Here is a 15,449-nt window from a genome sequence, read left to right as displayed (position 1 = left end):
ACCCTCGTACTTGATGAAGCTCACGCCTAAATTCCTACTCTCCGCCATGGCCGCGGAACACTTCCCCGGCGAGGCGAAGACCAATAACGCCCCCGAGATCGCCTTCCTCGGTCGCTCGAATGTCGGCAAAAGCTCGCTGCTCAACAAACTCGTCGGCGCAGCCACCGCCAAGGTCTCCTCCACCCCCGGCCGCACCCGCGCAATCAACTTCTTCGCTCTTCACGAAGGGGCGAAAGCTGTTCCGTCCCTCGTCTTTGCCGATCTTCCCGGCTACGGCTACGCCAAGATCTCAAAGTCCATCTCGGCCGAGTGGCCCAAGTTCATCGAGCCGTACATCAATGAGCGCGAACAACTGGCTCTCTGCCTCTGCCTCGTCGACACGAATATCCCTCCGCAGGAGTCGGACACGATGCTCATCGAAGCGCTTCGCAACATGCAGCGCCCCCATCTCATCGTCGGCACGAAGGCCGATAAGCTCAGTAATAACCAGCTCGCCAAATCCGTCGCTGCGTTGAAGCAGGCCCACGGCGAAGACCGCATCCTGCCCGTCTCCAGCAAGAACGACGCTGGCATCAAGCAGCTCTGGACAGAGATCTACGGCGTCCTCGAAGCGTAGAAAAACCATCAGATCACCGTCTGCTCCGGTGATCTGATGGCTCCCATACGACCTTCAGCGTTTACGACTCGCTTTGTGCGTCTTGCAGTTCCTCAACGAGGTAGCGTCCCCGCCCCGACATTTTGCACTTATATAAAGCGACATCGGCGACCTTGAGCAGCAATGAAAGGTCCGCCTTCCGGGAAGAAACGACAGAACCTCCGATGCTGAACTGAAGTGGGATCTGCTCTCCCCGATACAGAAACCCACCCTGAACAGCGGTCATGCAGCGAGCTGCGACCTCCTTCATATCAAGCGAACCGTGCGTAGAACTCTTGATGAGCGCGAACTCATCGCCACCCAGGCGAGCAAGAAACTCCCCCTCGAGCAACTTACTTTTCAACAGTTTGGCGAGGTGCTTGATCGTCGCATCACCGACATGGTGCCCCATCGAGTCGTTGATGAACTTGAATCGATCAACATCGAGCAAAAGGACACCAATGCTTCCATCTCGCTTTGCTCCGGCCCGAATAATCGCTTCGGCATGCCGCACGAAATAACGCCGATTCGGTATCTCCGAAAGTGCGTCAAAGTCTGAGGCCACGCGAAGCTTCCGCTCCGCCACTCTCTGTCGCGTGATGTTCCTGGAAACACAAAGAACGGCGATAACACTCCCATCCTCGCCCTTGAGCGGAGTCAGAACGTTGTCCCAGTAAACAGGGTCATCCCCCGGTAGCTGACTTTTTCCCGCAAAGGAGGCCCGCTTGCCCATGGCAATACACGCCTTGAGTGCTTTTCGCCCGCCGGAACGTACTTCCGGAGGAAGTAACGGAAGCCATTTCATTCCCATCGAACCGTGCTGCTGAACTCCAAGAGCTTCGCAACCGGCCCGATTCATCTTCAACAACCGCCCCTCGCAGTCGATGAGCTTGATGCAATCAACGCTTGCATCAAGCATCAGATTCAGAGTGGAGAGCTGTGTCAGCTGCTCAAATTGTTCCCCGGTAACCATGTACGACCTCGCCCACCTGCAACAGGTTTTTAATATGAGGTCAGACATTACTACATCAGCTACCGAGTAACGGCCCTCTTATACGGACCAGGGGCACAGCAATGAAGGAATACTGTTTATTCATTAGGAATTTCGCGAAAACTCCATAAAAAATCGCGCATAAAGAGTGTTGCTTCATCAAAAATCTTTCACCACCACGATAAGAGGCTGATTATCGCCCAGAAGGGCGATCGAAACAGGAAGCTAAGCAGCGGAATTCTTAGGCTATTTCATCTCAACATCCCAGCTAGCTAGTTACTCGAGTGCTCTGGATAAGTTACTAAGCTCGGCCTCTGAAAGCCATACCGCACGCGACTCACGCGACGCCGACCGCTGATAGCGGGCAATCCCCCGCACCCAGCGCCAGCGCGGATCATCTTCAGCAAACACCCACCCCGCATCCCTCGGCACCAGCGCCTCCTGCCAGCCACGCGCGGCGAGCCACACACTCAACTCCTCAGAGCCCTCAACCGGCAGGCTCGCATAGGCCTTCGCAGGAAACGACGCAGCCTCCACCGCAAGCTCCGCCAGCACACCGCGCTCGCGAAACTCCACAAGCACCGCCTCGACATCCGCCGTCAACGCGACGCCAAGCGGTCTGCCCTGCCGCACCTCGTTCTTCAGCACACGCAGCGCCTCGTCCAGCGTATTCACCACGAAGTCCACGCCGCCTTCACGAAAGATCGACCGCACAGCCTTCGCATCAGGATCAATCGCAAGACACGTTCCACCAGCTATCGCCACTGCGGCACAAAGGCCAGTCGCCGAGCAGCCCTCGCCTGCCGTCACCACCAGCTTGCCGGCCCAGGACGACTCACGCGCCAGCAACTCCCCGTAAAGCCGCAACGTGCGGCGCTGCAAATCCATCTCTGCCATCGTGTCCCATGCTAACGCGCCCAGATGCAGCAAGCCCCGGCAAAGAGCCGGGGCTTGCGTACTGCTTCCACAGCGCGATTAGTCGCCGTAGTAGTCGAGGCCGAGATGCGTGATCAGACCTTCGCCCATTACGTGACGCAGCGTGTTCTTCAGCTTCATGTTCTGGATGAACAGATCATGCTCGGGGTAAACACCCGGAGCCGAATCCGGATCCTTGAAGTAGAAGCTCAGCCACTCCTGGATGCCCAGGTGCTTCAGAGCAGGAGTGCGCTGTGCGAGATCCATGTACAGGCAGAGATCGAGCGCCAGCGGAGCCGCCAGGATCGAGTCACGGCAAAGGAAGTCGACCTTGATCTGCATCGGGTAACCGAGCCAACCAAAGATGTCGATGTTGTCCCAGCCTTCCTTGTTGTCTCCACGCGGCGGGTAGTAGTTGATACGCACCTTGTGGTACATGTCGCCGTACAGGTCCGGGTTCTTCTCCGGCTCGAAGATGTGCTCGAGCACGCCCAGCTTCGAGACTTCCTTCGTCTTGAAGTTATCGGGATCGTCCAGCACTTCACCGTCGCGGTTGCCCAGGATGTTCGTCGAGTACCAGCCCGAAACACCGAGCTGACGCACCTTGAAGCCCGGAGCGAGAACGGTCTTGATGAACGTCTGGCCGGTCTTGAAGTCCTTACCGCAGATCGGAGCGCCCATCTTCTTGGAGAGCTCCTGCAGCGCAGGAATGTCGACCGTCAGGTTCGGCGCACCGTTTGCGAAGGGAATGCCTTCCTTCAGCGCAGCCCAGGCATACAGCATCGACGGAGCGATATCAGGATGGTCCTCAACGAGGCCCTTCTCGAACGCCTCGAGCGTCATATGAACGTCCGAGAGCTCCTTGTAAATTTCGGTCGAACCGCACCAGATCATCACCTGACGATCGGTGCCCGACGTAGCACGGAACTCCGCGATGTCGTTGCGAATCTGGTTGGCCAGATCGCACTTGTTCTTGCCGACCTTCTGCACCTTGGGGTCAAGGCGCTTCACCCACGACTGGTCAAACGCAGCCGGAAGCGGCTCGATCGACGAAAGGAAATCCTTCATCTGCTCAAGCTGATCGCGGTCCAGCACGCCAGCGGTCTTTGCCGCGTCGTACAGGTTGCCGCCGAAAATATCCCAGCCCGTGAAGACGATGTCTTCAAGCGGAGCAAGGGGAACGAAATCTTTGATGAGCGGCGAACGGTCATCCGTGCGCTTGCCCAGGCGGATCGTGCCCATTTGCGACATGGAGCCGAACGGCTTCGCGAAGCCACGACGTACGGCTTCTACGCCTGCGATGAGCGTGGTCGCAACAGCGCCCATACCCGGAATCATGATGCCAAGCTTGCCCTTATGGGGGGTGATGCTCGCAGCGCCAGTCTGTGCTGCGTCAGGAGTCGACATTGCTAAAACTACCCTTCTACCTGCATTGTTCCGTAGCGAATTGCGGACGCTACAGTATCTCAAACTAAGAAAGAGAGTGGCAACCGCAACGCCACAGGAGAAAACTCATTCTCCCCTCGAAATATCGAGGCCCTGCAACCAACCGTGAAACCTGCTCTAGGCCTCGGAGCTCTCGCCCTCGTGAACGCGATTCTTCCAATGCGTCCACACAAACCAGACAAACGCTACGATAATCACCACTTCGACACCCACCTGGAAGTGATGAAACACCGCTTTGAACTTCGGATTCGAGTCCCAGCTCGCGCCCAGTTTCATGCCGATATACGCCAGCACAAAGCACCACGGCCACGATCCGATAAACGTATAAATGTGGAAACGCACCTGATTCATGCGCGCAATTCCCGCCGGGAACGCGATAAACGTACGCACAATCGGCAACATACGGCCGATCAGCACGGCCATCGAGCCAAACTTATTGAAAAACTTGTCGGCCAGGTCCAGATCATGGCGATTCAGCAAAATATAGCGGCCGTACTTTTCGATCATCGGCCGGCCGCCTCGGGCACCCAGGTAATACGCCGGAAGCGAGCCGAGGTTCGAAGCCAGCGACGCCACCGTCGCCAGAATCACCAGGTCAAGCGTGGAGTGCCCCAGCTTGTAGCCCGCAAACGGCATGATGACTTCGCTGGGGATAGGGATGCACGCTGATTGAAGGGCCATCAGCAGAAATGTGACAGCATAGGCGCTACCAGCCGAAAGGCTCAGCAGCATTGCACTCAGTTTGGCGATCATTCCGCTCAGTATATCGTCGTCCATCGCGGCTGCGGTGGAGATCGCACGAGCAGAAGCGAAAGAGATCAGGTCACAACGCTATGTCCCATCAAAACGAACGATGGCCGCGCCGCAGCTCTAGAACACCAGCCACCGCACGGCCACGCAAGCCCCGTTCGTTATACGAGAGCTCCCTCAAACCACTGCGATGCGCCCGCTGCCGGAACGCGTACAGACAGGAAGAACTGTCCGAACGACGCATACACCGCGCTCACCTTATCGAAACGCATCTCGTAGATCAGCTTCTTGAAGACGACCGGGTCATCCGCAAACAGGTCCACGCCCCACTCCCAATCGTCCAGGCCGATAGAGCCCGTGATGATCTGGCGCACAGAATCGGCGTAGCGTCGTCCGATCAGACCGTGCTCATGCATCATCGCGCGACGATCCGCCATCGGCTCCGCATACCAGTTCACCTGTTCGCCGCGCTTGCGGTCCATCGGATAGAAGCAGAGGTACTTCGCCGGCGGAATGCTCGGGAACAGTCGCGAAGCCAGCGAAGCAAAGGTCCTCGCCGTTCCATCCTCAATACCCGCCTTCCACTCTGGCGTACCCGGCTCAAGACCGCTCTCAGCCAACTGCGTGTAAATCTTCTCCGAAGACTCGTAGAGACCCAGCTCCACCACCGAAAGGTAGGAGCTCGTCATCTGCAGGTAGGGATACATCCCACTCTGCGCCAGCTCCAACTCCACACGGTTCAGCTCTTCGAGGGAGTCGCGGAAGTGAATCAGTGTGAGGTCGCCCTTATGGCCGATCAGCGAAAACATGGCGGACTGGTTCGGATGCTCACCGCCAGTGCCACCCTCCCAACGTCCCAGGATCTCACTGAATTCGCTCGCATGCGCAGCGCGTTCTGTTGCAGATAGCTTCTTCCACGCAGCCCAGTCAAAGCGAAACATCTGGTGCAATACGCTGGAACCTTCAAGAGTGATGGGTACTTGTGGCAATTCTGGCACGACGATATCTCCGTTCAAGGAACATTATCAACCGTACGTGCCAAGGCGTGGCGAATCAACAGAGTGCCGCCCGGTTATCGTGTTTGCCTGCAGCCCTCCACACAAAGAAAGAAGCCTCGCCATCCACACCGGCGAGGCTTTTCTCTTCAGCAAACCTACTGTTGCGGATAGGGATACACCGGCACCGCCTGCGGGAAATCAAGCATCCGCGAGAAGTTCGCGATCTTGATCCAGTACATGATCCACAGCACGAAATAAGCGAGGAACGCCAGAGCACCAAGAAACGGAACCACCATGCAGCACGCCGCAACGCACATGCCAATGCCCAGCGTCTGCCCCATCTCCGGCTCCGGCGGGTAAACGCCCCGCCGCCCAAACTCATTCCGCAACGACTGCGACATCGCCATCACGATGAAGAAGTGAAAGACCATATCTACCAGAGGGATAAGGAAGAGCCAGAGCAAGGCTGGCTCCATCGTGCGCGTTTCAGGAGCGCACTTCTTCAACGCTTTTTGCAGTGTGAGAATGTAAAAAATCTTGGGCAACAGGAAGACTCCCATCACCACGAAAACGAACAAAAGAATCATGGATGCAGCAAGGCCGTGCGAAAACGCCATCTTGTCTCTCCTGAGATCCTGCTTTTGTAGCTTTGTTCGCGATTGTCCCTCAGACCTGCCACAAACGCAAAGTCAATATTTGCAAGGAAGAAATATGGCTTCGCGACACGAACAGCTAAGCGACTGCGCTACTCTTGCATCGTGCCGACGACGAAGAAGACCGCCGCAAAATCCAAGCCGCTCCCCCCACCGCAAAAGCTAACGCCCACCGCGCGAAAGCTCGCCATTGAGGGCGTTCCTGCAGCCAGGGCAAAGAAGATCGCAGCCAGCGAACCCATCGCGGCAAAGCTGAAGAACGGCAAGACCGCCAAGCCGCTCGCTCCGGAGCGCATCGCCGCCATCCTCGACGCGCTCGGCAAGACCTACCCCAACGTCGTCTGCGCGCTCACACATCGCAACGCCTTCGAGCTCACCATCGCCACCGCTCTCTCCGCCCAGACCACCGACGTCACGGTCAACAAGGTCACCCCCGAACTCTTCCGCCTCTTCCCCACCCCGAAGAAGCTCTCCGAAGCCTCGCTCACGGCCATTGAAGAGATCATCCACCCCACCGGCTTCTACCGCGCCAAGGCCAAGAACATCAAGGGAGCCGCGCAGGTTCTCGTCGACCGCTTCAAATCGGAAGTCCCGCAAACCATCGCAGAGCTCATCGAGCTTCCCGGCGTCGCACGCAAAACCGCAAACGTCGTCCTCGGCTCCTGGTTCGGCATCGCCTCCGGCGTCGTCGTCGACACACACGTCCAGCGCATCTCACGCCGCCTCGAGCTCACAAAGAACGAGGAGCCCGTAAAGATCGAGCAGGACCTCATCAAAGTCATCCCCCGCGACCGCTGGATTCAGTACTCCCACGAGATCATCCACCACGGCCGACAGGTCTGCATCGCCCGCAAACCACGCTGCGCCGACTGCTCGCTCGAGCACCTCTGCAACTCCTCCGACAAGACCTGGAGTTCGCACTAAGCCATCTGCAAACAAGCCTCAGCCAACGCTTTCACATTGGCCTCCCGCGCCTCGGCATGCGCAGCCACCCCTGCAGCTCGCAACGTCTCCGACGTCACCGGCCCAATGGAAATCCGCTTCACCCCTTCCGGCAAAGCCACTCCCGCCTCGGCCAGCAACGCCAGCAGGTTCGTCACAGACGACGAACTTGTAAACGTCACTGCATCCGGCGGATGGTTGCGAAAAAGCTCCCACACCTGCACCACCGAAGCCTGCGGCACCACCGTCCGATACACCGGCACAACACTCACCTCTGCTCCCTGCGCCTGCAGCGCCTCGGGCAGGTGGTCGCGCGCCTGCTCTGCACGAGCCAGCAGAAAGCTCACACCCTCCGCAGCATAGGGCAGCAACGCCTCGGCAAAGGACTCCGCAACAGCCTGCGGAGGAATCAGATCAACACGTATCCCCGCCTGCTCGGCTGCTCGCGCCGTAGCCGCTCCAATCGCCCCCACCCGGCCTCTGAATGAGGCCACCTTCTCTCCGCAGCGTGCCGCAAACGCATTCACCGCATTCGCACTGGTAAACAGCAGCCAGTCATAGCGACCCAGCACCTCCAGCGTTCGATCCGCGGGCTCCCACGTCGTGGGCTCCGTCAGCTCCATCGTCGGAATCAGAATCGGCTCAGCGCCCAGCCTGCGCAACTCTTCCGCAAGCGCAGACGCCTGGTGCGGAGCCCGCGTTACCAGCACACGAAGGCTCATACGCTCATCCCCAATCTTCCCGCCATCACGCGACTGCCCAGACATCCCATCTGCGACCCACTCCTCTATACCGACAACCCCGTGAACAGCACACAGCATCTTCAAGCCAAAGTTACTTGCGCGGATACTCCGCCTCTACCGTCAAAATCTCGTACGGCTTGATCGCTACCGTCACCACGCCATCCTTCATCGGCAACGACTCCAACGGAGCCTCCATCAGGTTCACCTCGCGAGCTCCCGCCGCTCCCTCCGGCACATGCAGCGTCACCGTCGTAGCCTTCCCCTCCGCCTCATACATACGGAAGACGAGTGCATCGCGATCTTCAGCCTTCTTCACCGCCGTCAGAATCACGTTCGGCTCGTCGACACTCACAAAGCTATGCTCTGCGGGCAACACACCCGTATGAGCAAACGTCTGTGTCGCCATCAACGGCTGGTTCAGCTCATACGCCCGGCGAACCGTATCCACCCGATGCCACTCCCCCGTATGCGGATAAATCGCGTAGCGGAAGTGCTGCAGGCCCTGGTCCGCATCCGGGTCCGGCCACGTCGGAGCACGCAGCAGCGTCAGCCGCAATACATTGCCCACAGCGTCGTAGCCATACTTCGAGTCATTCAGAATCGACACGCCCTGCTTTGCGTCACCAAGGTCTGCCCAACGCAACGCAGGCACTTCAAACTGCGCCTTCTGGTAGCTGTTGTCCCGCGTCGTCGGCCGCTGAATCGAACCGAACGGAATCTCATACGTCGCCTTCGGCGCAGTCGCCGCCAACGGGAACGCGGCCTTCAGCAACACATGCTTCTCGTGCCAGTCGATCGTGGTGTCAATGACAACCGTGTCAGCGCCTGCATCGAGCGAGATGTCCTGCGTAATGTGGCTCTTGTTGAACGTCCGCTCCACACGCACAGTCTTTCTCAGCGGGCCATCAACGACGAGCTTGACCGAATCCGCCTTGTCGAGGATCGTCGGAGCCTTGTCGAGCGTGCCGGGATCAATATTCCAGGCGTCGTAGTTCCTGGGTTTGTCCGTAAACGCTTCAAGCTGGTTGCCACATGCATTTTTCGAAAGCCACTCAGCCTTCCCCGCATGTGAACTCAGGACATGTTCTTTGATCGTCGTGATGCAGCCTGTTGCCTTATTCACGGCGAACGAAACATGATCATTTTGAAGTGAGAAGCTATCCGAACTCTCATGCACCGAAGGATCACTGCTGCTCGCGCCACCGATGCATATCCCCGTTCCGCGACTGCCGTTCTTCGTCGTGACACACGCAGGGGAAGCGGAAAGGACGGAATAACCGAGCGCAGGCACCGACACTCTCGCGATTACGGATTTGCCCGCATCCTGAGTGGCAACAAACTGCCCTGCACGATCATGAAGTGCAACCTTCTCGTTAGGCTTAGGAAGCTCGACAGCTACATCGACAAGCTCCGTGCGCGGCCAGGGGAGCGGGTTAAACACAAGCACCGGCTTATCCGCACCCACCAGAGTATTCACTCTCGAAGCAATATCATCGAGGCTCTTGCCGCTCACAATTTCGTCCTCGTTCAACACCTCGCCATAATCCTTCGCCGCATCGCGATAGATCGTCGCAATCCCCGACCCTGCTGCCAGATCATGAAACTGGTTGAACGTAATCTTCTTCCAGTTCTCCGTCAGCTCCTCCGCAGGGTACGACTGGCCATACAGCCACGCAAAGCTCGCCAGTTTCTCCGCGTCCAGCGTCTCTTCTTCGCTGCGACGCATAAACGCCTTATGCTTGGCCTGCGTCGTATACACCCCGCGGTGATACTCGAAGTAAAGCTCGTCATCCCACGTCGGAATCGTCAGCCGTCCCTCTGCATCGGGCGCCTCGGGCTTATAGCTCAGGATGTTGTCATAGCTCAGCACCGGCGACTTCGCCGCAAGCTTCGCCTGCACACCGTCGAAGTACTCCTGCGCCGTCGTGAAGTGGAACGTCGGCAGCGCCGTCGGCTGCTTACTCAAAGCCATCCAGTGCTCGGCCGAATCCAGCATGTCGCGCGTCGGCCCGCCACCGTGATCGCCCACGCCATACAGGTCCAAATGCTCCGCCGTCCCCGGGTTCCTCTGCGAGGACTCCGCATAATCCGCCGACAACCGCGTCGGATTCACGTTCGTCCACGCATAATCCGTCGGGAAGTACGTCAGCACCTTCGACCCATCCGGCGACTCCCACCAGAACAACCGCAGCGGCAACTGGTTCGTGTCATTCCAGTGCATCTTCTGCGTCACGAAGTAGTCGATTCCCGACCGCTTATAAATCTGCGGCAACTGCCAGTTGTAGCCAAACGAATCCGGGTTCCAGCCAATCTTCGCCGTCACGCCGTAAAGGTCTTTGAACACCCGCTGCCCTACCAGCAACTGCCGCACCAGCGACTCGCCACCCGGCAGATTCAGGTCCGGCTCCACCCACATGCCGCCCACAATCTCCCAGCGGCCTTCCTTCACGCGCTCCTGAATCTGCTTGTGGATGTCCGGATACTTGTCCGCCATCCAGGCCGAGTACGCCGCCGCCGACTGCGTGAACTTGTAGTCGGGATACTCATTCATCAACTGCAGCGCCGTCGAGAACGTCCGCTTCACCACATCCACCGTCTCGCTCACCGGCCACAGCCACGCCGCGTCGATATGCGCATTGCCATCCAGATCAACCATTGCCGTGTGCATCGCCGGAGCCAGCGTCGCCAGCACCGCCTGCGACCTCACCAGCGAAGCATCGAAGGCCTTCTGGTCTGCGTGCGACAGCGCCGCAAAATCAATCGCCTCAATCGCCTTATGCACCTCCGGGACAAGATCAGGACGCGGCTTCGGCAACGCCGGCAGCAGGTTCGCCGCCGTAATAATCTGCGTCCGCACATCGTTCGGGCTTGGCCGCTTGGAATCCTCTGCAGGCTCAATCCGAAGCTGCACCCCGCGGAACGTCTTCTCGTCCACCGTGCGCAACAGCTTCACAGCCACCAGAATCCTGTCGCCCGGCTTCGCGCTTTCGGTCAACACAATCGGCTCCAGATCATCGCCAATCGCCACACGCCGCCCGTTGAAGTAGACGATCTCCGGCATCGGACCGTTCGCATCCGCTTCAAACTGAAACCAGATGCGGGAGCCCGTAATGTCGTAGCCCTCCACTGTCTTCGGAACCTCGATCCACCGCCGATACCAGACCGCATCGGTCGGAGCCTTCACCGCCTTGCGCGCCGCAGGCGTCGGCACAACCGTCCACGCGCTATCGTCCAGCGCCGGAGCTTCGCCATGCGTCATATCGCCAGCATGGAAGCGCCAGTCACCACCCGGCAGCAGCGACAGCTCTTCCAGCGTATGCAGCTTGCCTACGTCGGCGGCAGACAGGTTCTTAAGCTCACGCACAGGCGTAAACGACTGTGCCGAGGCAAGCGTGGCAACGAGGGCAAGTGGGGCAAGCAGACGGCAGCGCATACGCCGAGGGTATCGCAGCACAGCAAACCGTTATAGACTGAGGTGCGAGAAAGACTACTGTGGCCTGCCCTCATCGGCGGGCCGAATTGTTTTGATTGGGAAGTGAGGGTCAACCAATGGCCGCAAACGCAGAGACGATTGCCCCCGGCACACATACGCCGACCACCGAGGTTCCAGTGACGCTGCACGGGCGCGATCTGGTGCCGAACAAGCAGATTCCGCTGAACCTCGATTGGGTGGAAGAGATTCAGGTGAACACCTCGGCCGTCGAGCGCCGCGCCTCCACCATCGGCGCTCGCCGCTCGGTGAAGAAAGACTGGCAGGCCGCCTGGCTGCTCCGCGCCATCGCTTGCATGGATCTCACCACGCTCGCGGGTGACGACTCCGCCGAACGCGTCAAGCGTCTCTGCGCCAAGGCCCGCCGTCCGCTCGAAGAAAAGATCGTCAAAGCGCTCGGCATCGAAGAGCTCAAGCTCACCACCGGCGCCGTCTGCGTGTATCACACGTTCGTAGAAACCGCCGTAAAGGCGCTCGAAGGCTCCGGCGTCCCCGTGGCAGCCGTTTCCACGGGCTTCCCAGCTGGCCTCGCCCCGCTGGAGACGCGCGTTGAAGAGATCCGCCGCTCCGTAGAAGCAGGCGCCAGCGAGATCGACATCGTCATCACCCGCGCCCACGTCTTCAACGGCGAGTGGAACGCCCTCTACGACGAAGTCGCCGCCTTCAAGGAAGCCTGCGGCCCCGCCCACATGAAGTCGATCCTCGGCACCGGCGACCTGCTCACCCTGCGCAACGTAGCCCGCGCATCCTGGGTGGCGATGATGGCCGGCAGCGACTTCATCAAGACCTCCACCGGCAAGGAAGCCGTCAACGCCACACTGCCCGTCTCGCTGGTCATGGTCCGCGCCATCCGCGACTACGCCGAGCGCACCGGTATGAGCGTCGGATACAAGCCCGCAGGCGGCATCAAGACGGCCAAGCAGTCCCTCGACTGGCTCTCGCTGATGAAGGACGAACTCGGCCGCCCCTGGCTCGAACCGACTCTCTTCCGCTTCGGCGCAAGCTCCATGCTCGCCGACATCGAACGCCAGCTCGAGCACTACATCACGGGAAGGTACTCGGCAACGTATCGTCACCCAATCGCATAAGCGTCTTGGAACAAACGATGACTAGCAAAGCAACGCAGCTTGAGAATGATGAAGATGTCCTGGATTACCGAATAGCTATTGACGATGCGTCTAAGCAGGTCACCAAACAGGCCCGCTTAGCACTTATAGCAACGAGTTCACTCCTGGCCGCCTGCTTCCTGACATATTTGTTCCTCGAAGGCAGTCCGCTCCATCGATACTGGCATCCTTTAGGGCAAATCGTATTGGCAGTGAACCTCGCCACAATGAATGCCGCACTTTATTACGACTTACTCGCCTGGGGCTCATGGAGCATTCGCCGTTCCCTTAAGAAAGAATTCAACGAGTTTCGAGAAGATCGATTCGGAGACATCAAGTAGATGAGCAACAGCATTGTGGAGAAGTATCACAGCATGGAATACGGTCCCGCACCCGAAGACGCGAGCGAAGTCATCAAGTGGCTAGACGCCCACAAGCGCACCTTCGGCCACTACATCGACGGCGAATGGACGAAGCCCGGCAAAGCGACCTTCGCCACCAAGAACCCTGCCACCGGCGAGACGCTTGCGACCATCGCCAGCGCCGATGCGGCTGAGGTGGATCGTGCCGTGAAGGCGGCTCGTGCGGCCCTGCCCGCTTGGCAGGCGCTGACCGGGCACCAGCGTGCGCGCTATCTCTATGCGCTGGCGCGGCAGGTGCAGAAGCACGCCCGCAAGCTCGCCGTGCTCGAAACGCTCGACAACGGCAAGTCCATCCGCGAGTCCCGCGACATCGACATCCCGCTCGTCGCTCGGCACTTCTACCACCACGCCGGATGGGCGCAGCTCATCGACGAAGAGTTCCCCAGCTACGAGCCCTGCGGCGTCGTCGGCCAGATCATTCCGTGGAACTTCCCGCTGCTGATGTTCGCCTGGAAGGTCGCGCCCGCGCTCGCCGTCGGCAACACCGTCGTCATCAAGCCAGCCGAGTACACCCCGCTCACCGCCATCGCACTCGCTGAAATCGCCGACGAGATCGGCCTGCCCAAGGGCGTGCTCAACATCGTCCACGGCGACGGCAAGACCGGCGCCGCCATCGCCGAACACCCCGGCATCGACAAGGTCGCCTTCACCGGCTCGACCGAGGTCGGCCGCATCATCCGCAAGGCCACCGCAAACACCACCAAGAAGCTCAGCCTCGAGCTTGGCGGCAAGAGCCCGTTCATCGTCTTCGACGACGCTGACCTCGACTCCGCCGTCGAAGGCCTCGTGGACGGCATCTGGTTCAACCAGGGCCAGGTCTGCTGCGCCGGTTCGCGTCTGCTCGTGCAGGAGCGCGTCGCCGAAAAGCTCTACGACAAGATCCGCGCGCGCATGGCGACGCTCCGCGTTGGCTCTCCGCTGGATAAGGCTGTCGATATCGGCGCGATCGTCGATCAGGTGCAGTACGACCGCATCCAGTCGCTGATCAAGAAGGGTTGCGACGAAGGAGCGACCTGCTGGCAGCCCGACATCACGCTGCCCGAAAAGGGCCTGTTCCTCAAGCCGACGCTGCTCACCGGCGTCTCCCCTGCCTCCACCGTCGCGCAGGAAGAGATCTTTGGCCCCGTCCTTTCGGCCATGACCTTCCGCACACCTGCTGAAGCCGTTGAGATCGCCAACAACACCGTCTACGGCCTCGCCGCCAGCATCTGGAGCGAGAATATCAACGTCGCACTGGACCTCGCCGCACAGGTCAAGGCTGGTGTCGTCTGGATCAACGCCACCAACGTCTTCGACGCCGCCGCAGGCTTTGGCGGCTATCGCGAGTCCGGCTACGGACGCGAAGGCGGCAAGGAAGGCATGTACGAGTACCTCGTGCCCAAGTGGTTCCACGACGAGGTCAAGTCCAAGCCCGTCGAGTCGCTGCCCGAGCCCGAAACGGAGAACGGTCAACCGACAACGGACAACTCGTTCGCCATCGACCGCACCGTGAAGCTCTACATCGGCGGCAAGCAGGCGCGTCCTGACTCTGGCTACAGCTACCCGGTCTACGGTCGCGACGGCAAGCAGGTCGGCGAAGCTCCTCTCGGCAGCCGCAAAGACATCCGCAACGCCGTGGAAGCGGCCCGCGCCGCGACCAAGTGGGGCAAGAACACCGCCCACGGTCGCGCCCAGGTTCTCTACTTCCTCGCAGAAAACCTCATCCAGCGCCGCGAAGAGATCATCTCGAAGCTCGCCGCGTTCGTCGGCCCCGAACAGGCAGCCATCGAGCTCGACTACACCGTCGAGCGCACCTTCGCCTACGCAGGCTGGGCAGACAAGTACGAAGGAACGGTCCATAACCCGCCCTTCCGCATGGTCACGCTGGCCATGAAGGAAGCCATCGGCACCATCGGCATCCTCGCTCCGGACGACGCTCCGCTGCTCGGTCTCATGTCGCTCGTGCTCCCGGCCATAGCCATGGGCAATACCGTCATCGCCGTCCCCAGCGAGCGCACCGCCACGCTGATGGGCGAGCTCTACCAGGTCTTCGACACCTCGGACATCCCCGGCGGCGTCGTCAACTTCGTCTCCGGCAAAGCCAGCGAACTCGGCAAGACGCTCGCCGACCACGATGACGTCGACGCTGTCTGGAGCTTCCGCGACACCGCAGCCTCCACCCTCGTCAAGGCTGCCTCCATCGGCAACCTCAAGCAGGTGTGGACCAACGAAGGCCGTCAGATCGACTGGTTCAACCCCGCCGAAGCCGAAGGCCGCTGGTTCCTTCGCCACGCCACCCAGGTCAAGAACGTCTGGGTTCCCTACGGCGAATAACTCACACCCTGCGAACAAGAAAGGAGCGCCATCCCCGATGGCGCTC

General features: G+C 59.8%; 13 protein-coding genes. 5 read left to right on the top strand and 8 right to left on the bottom strand.

Annotated elements, in window-relative coordinates; translation table 11 throughout:
- Positions 1-13 precede the first annotated feature (13 nt).
- Positions 14-616, top strand: a complete 603-nt coding sequence (yihA, locus tag PW792_06375; GenBank protein MDE1161558.1) for a ribosome biogenesis GTP-binding protein YihA/YsxC — start codon at positions 14-16, stop codon at positions 614-616.
- 61 nt (positions 617-677) lie between these two features.
- Here yihA and PW792_06370 read toward each other — a convergent pair whose 3' ends face one another.
- The 6 genes from PW792_06370 to PW792_06345 form a co-directional block, all read right to left on the bottom strand.
- A complete protein-coding gene (locus tag PW792_06370; GenBank protein MDE1161557.1) occupies positions 678-1,607 on the bottom strand; it encodes a diguanylate cyclase in 930 nt (309 codons plus the stop codon).
- Between the two features lie 294 nt (positions 1,608-1,901).
- Positions 1,902-2,522: a hypothetical protein gene (locus PW792_06365; protein MDE1161556.1), complete on the bottom strand. Its 621-nt coding sequence runs from the start codon at positions 2,520-2,522 to the stop codon at positions 1,902-1,904.
- A 78-nt stretch (positions 2,523-2,600) separates the two neighbouring features.
- Positions 2,601-3,947: an inositol-3-phosphate synthase gene (locus PW792_06360; GenBank protein ID MDE1161555.1), complete on the bottom strand. Its 1,347-nt coding sequence runs from the start codon at positions 3,945-3,947 to the stop codon at positions 2,601-2,603.
- 156 nt (positions 3,948-4,103) lie between these two features.
- Complete coding sequence (locus tag PW792_06355) at positions 4,104-4,763, bottom strand: DedA family protein (GenBank protein MDE1161554.1); 660 nt, start codon at positions 4,761-4,763, stop codon at positions 4,104-4,106.
- A gap of 134 nt (positions 4,764-4,897) precedes the next feature.
- Positions 4,898-5,734, bottom strand: coding sequence for a heme-dependent peroxidase (locus PW792_06350; protein ID MDE1161553.1), 837 nt, complete (start codon positions 5,732-5,734; stop codon positions 4,898-4,900).
- Between the two features lie 155 nt (positions 5,735-5,889).
- Positions 5,890-6,351 carry a hypothetical protein gene (locus PW792_06345; protein MDE1161552.1) on the bottom strand — a complete coding sequence of 154 codons (462 nt, stop codon included), beginning with the start codon at positions 6,349-6,351 and terminating at the stop codon, positions 5,890-5,892.
- A 141-nt stretch (positions 6,352-6,492) separates the two neighbouring features.
- Between PW792_06345 and nth the strand changes: the two genes are divergently transcribed.
- Complete coding sequence (gene nth, locus PW792_06340) at positions 6,493-7,311, top strand: endonuclease III (GenBank protein ID MDE1161551.1); 819 nt, start codon at positions 6,493-6,495, stop codon at positions 7,309-7,311.
- Here the strand turns inward: nth and PW792_06335 are convergent.
- On the bottom strand, positions 7,308-8,051 hold the full coding sequence (locus PW792_06335; protein MDE1161550.1) for a uroporphyrinogen-III synthase: 744 nt from the start codon (positions 8,049-8,051) through the stop codon (positions 7,308-7,310). The two genes, nth and PW792_06335, sit on opposite strands and share 4 nt — an antisense overlap.
- A 112-nt stretch (positions 8,052-8,163) precedes the next feature.
- Complete coding sequence (locus PW792_06330; protein ID MDE1161549.1) at positions 8,164-11,505, bottom strand: glycoside hydrolase family 38 C-terminal domain-containing protein; 3,342 nt, start codon at positions 11,503-11,505, stop codon at positions 8,164-8,166.
- Between the two features lie 116 nt (positions 11,506-11,621).
- Between PW792_06330 and deoC the strand changes: the two genes are divergently transcribed.
- Genes deoC through PW792_06315 form a run of 3 tightly spaced genes read left to right on the top strand, consistent with a single transcriptional unit; the run spans position 11,622 to position 15,403 of the window.
- Positions 11,622-12,650 carry a deoxyribose-phosphate aldolase gene (gene deoC, locus PW792_06325; protein MDE1161548.1) on the top strand — a complete coding sequence of 343 codons (1,029 nt, stop codon included), beginning with the start codon at positions 11,622-11,624 and terminating at the stop codon, positions 12,648-12,650.
- A 17-nt stretch (positions 12,651-12,667) separates the two neighbouring features.
- Positions 12,668-13,009: a hypothetical protein gene (locus tag PW792_06320; GenBank protein MDE1161547.1), complete on the top strand. Its 342-nt coding sequence runs from the start codon at positions 12,668-12,670 to the stop codon at positions 13,007-13,009.
- Complete coding sequence (locus PW792_06315; protein ID MDE1161546.1) at positions 13,010-15,403, top strand: aldehyde dehydrogenase family protein; 2,394 nt, start codon at positions 13,010-13,012, stop codon at positions 15,401-15,403.
- The last annotated feature ends 46 nt before the right edge of the window (positions 15,404-15,449 follow it).

The organism is Acidobacteriaceae bacterium (genome assembly GCA_028283655.1).
Lineage (GTDB): Bacteria > Acidobacteriota > Terriglobia > Terriglobales > Acidobacteriaceae > Granulicella.
This window is presented reverse-complemented; position numbering and strand designations above follow the sequence as displayed.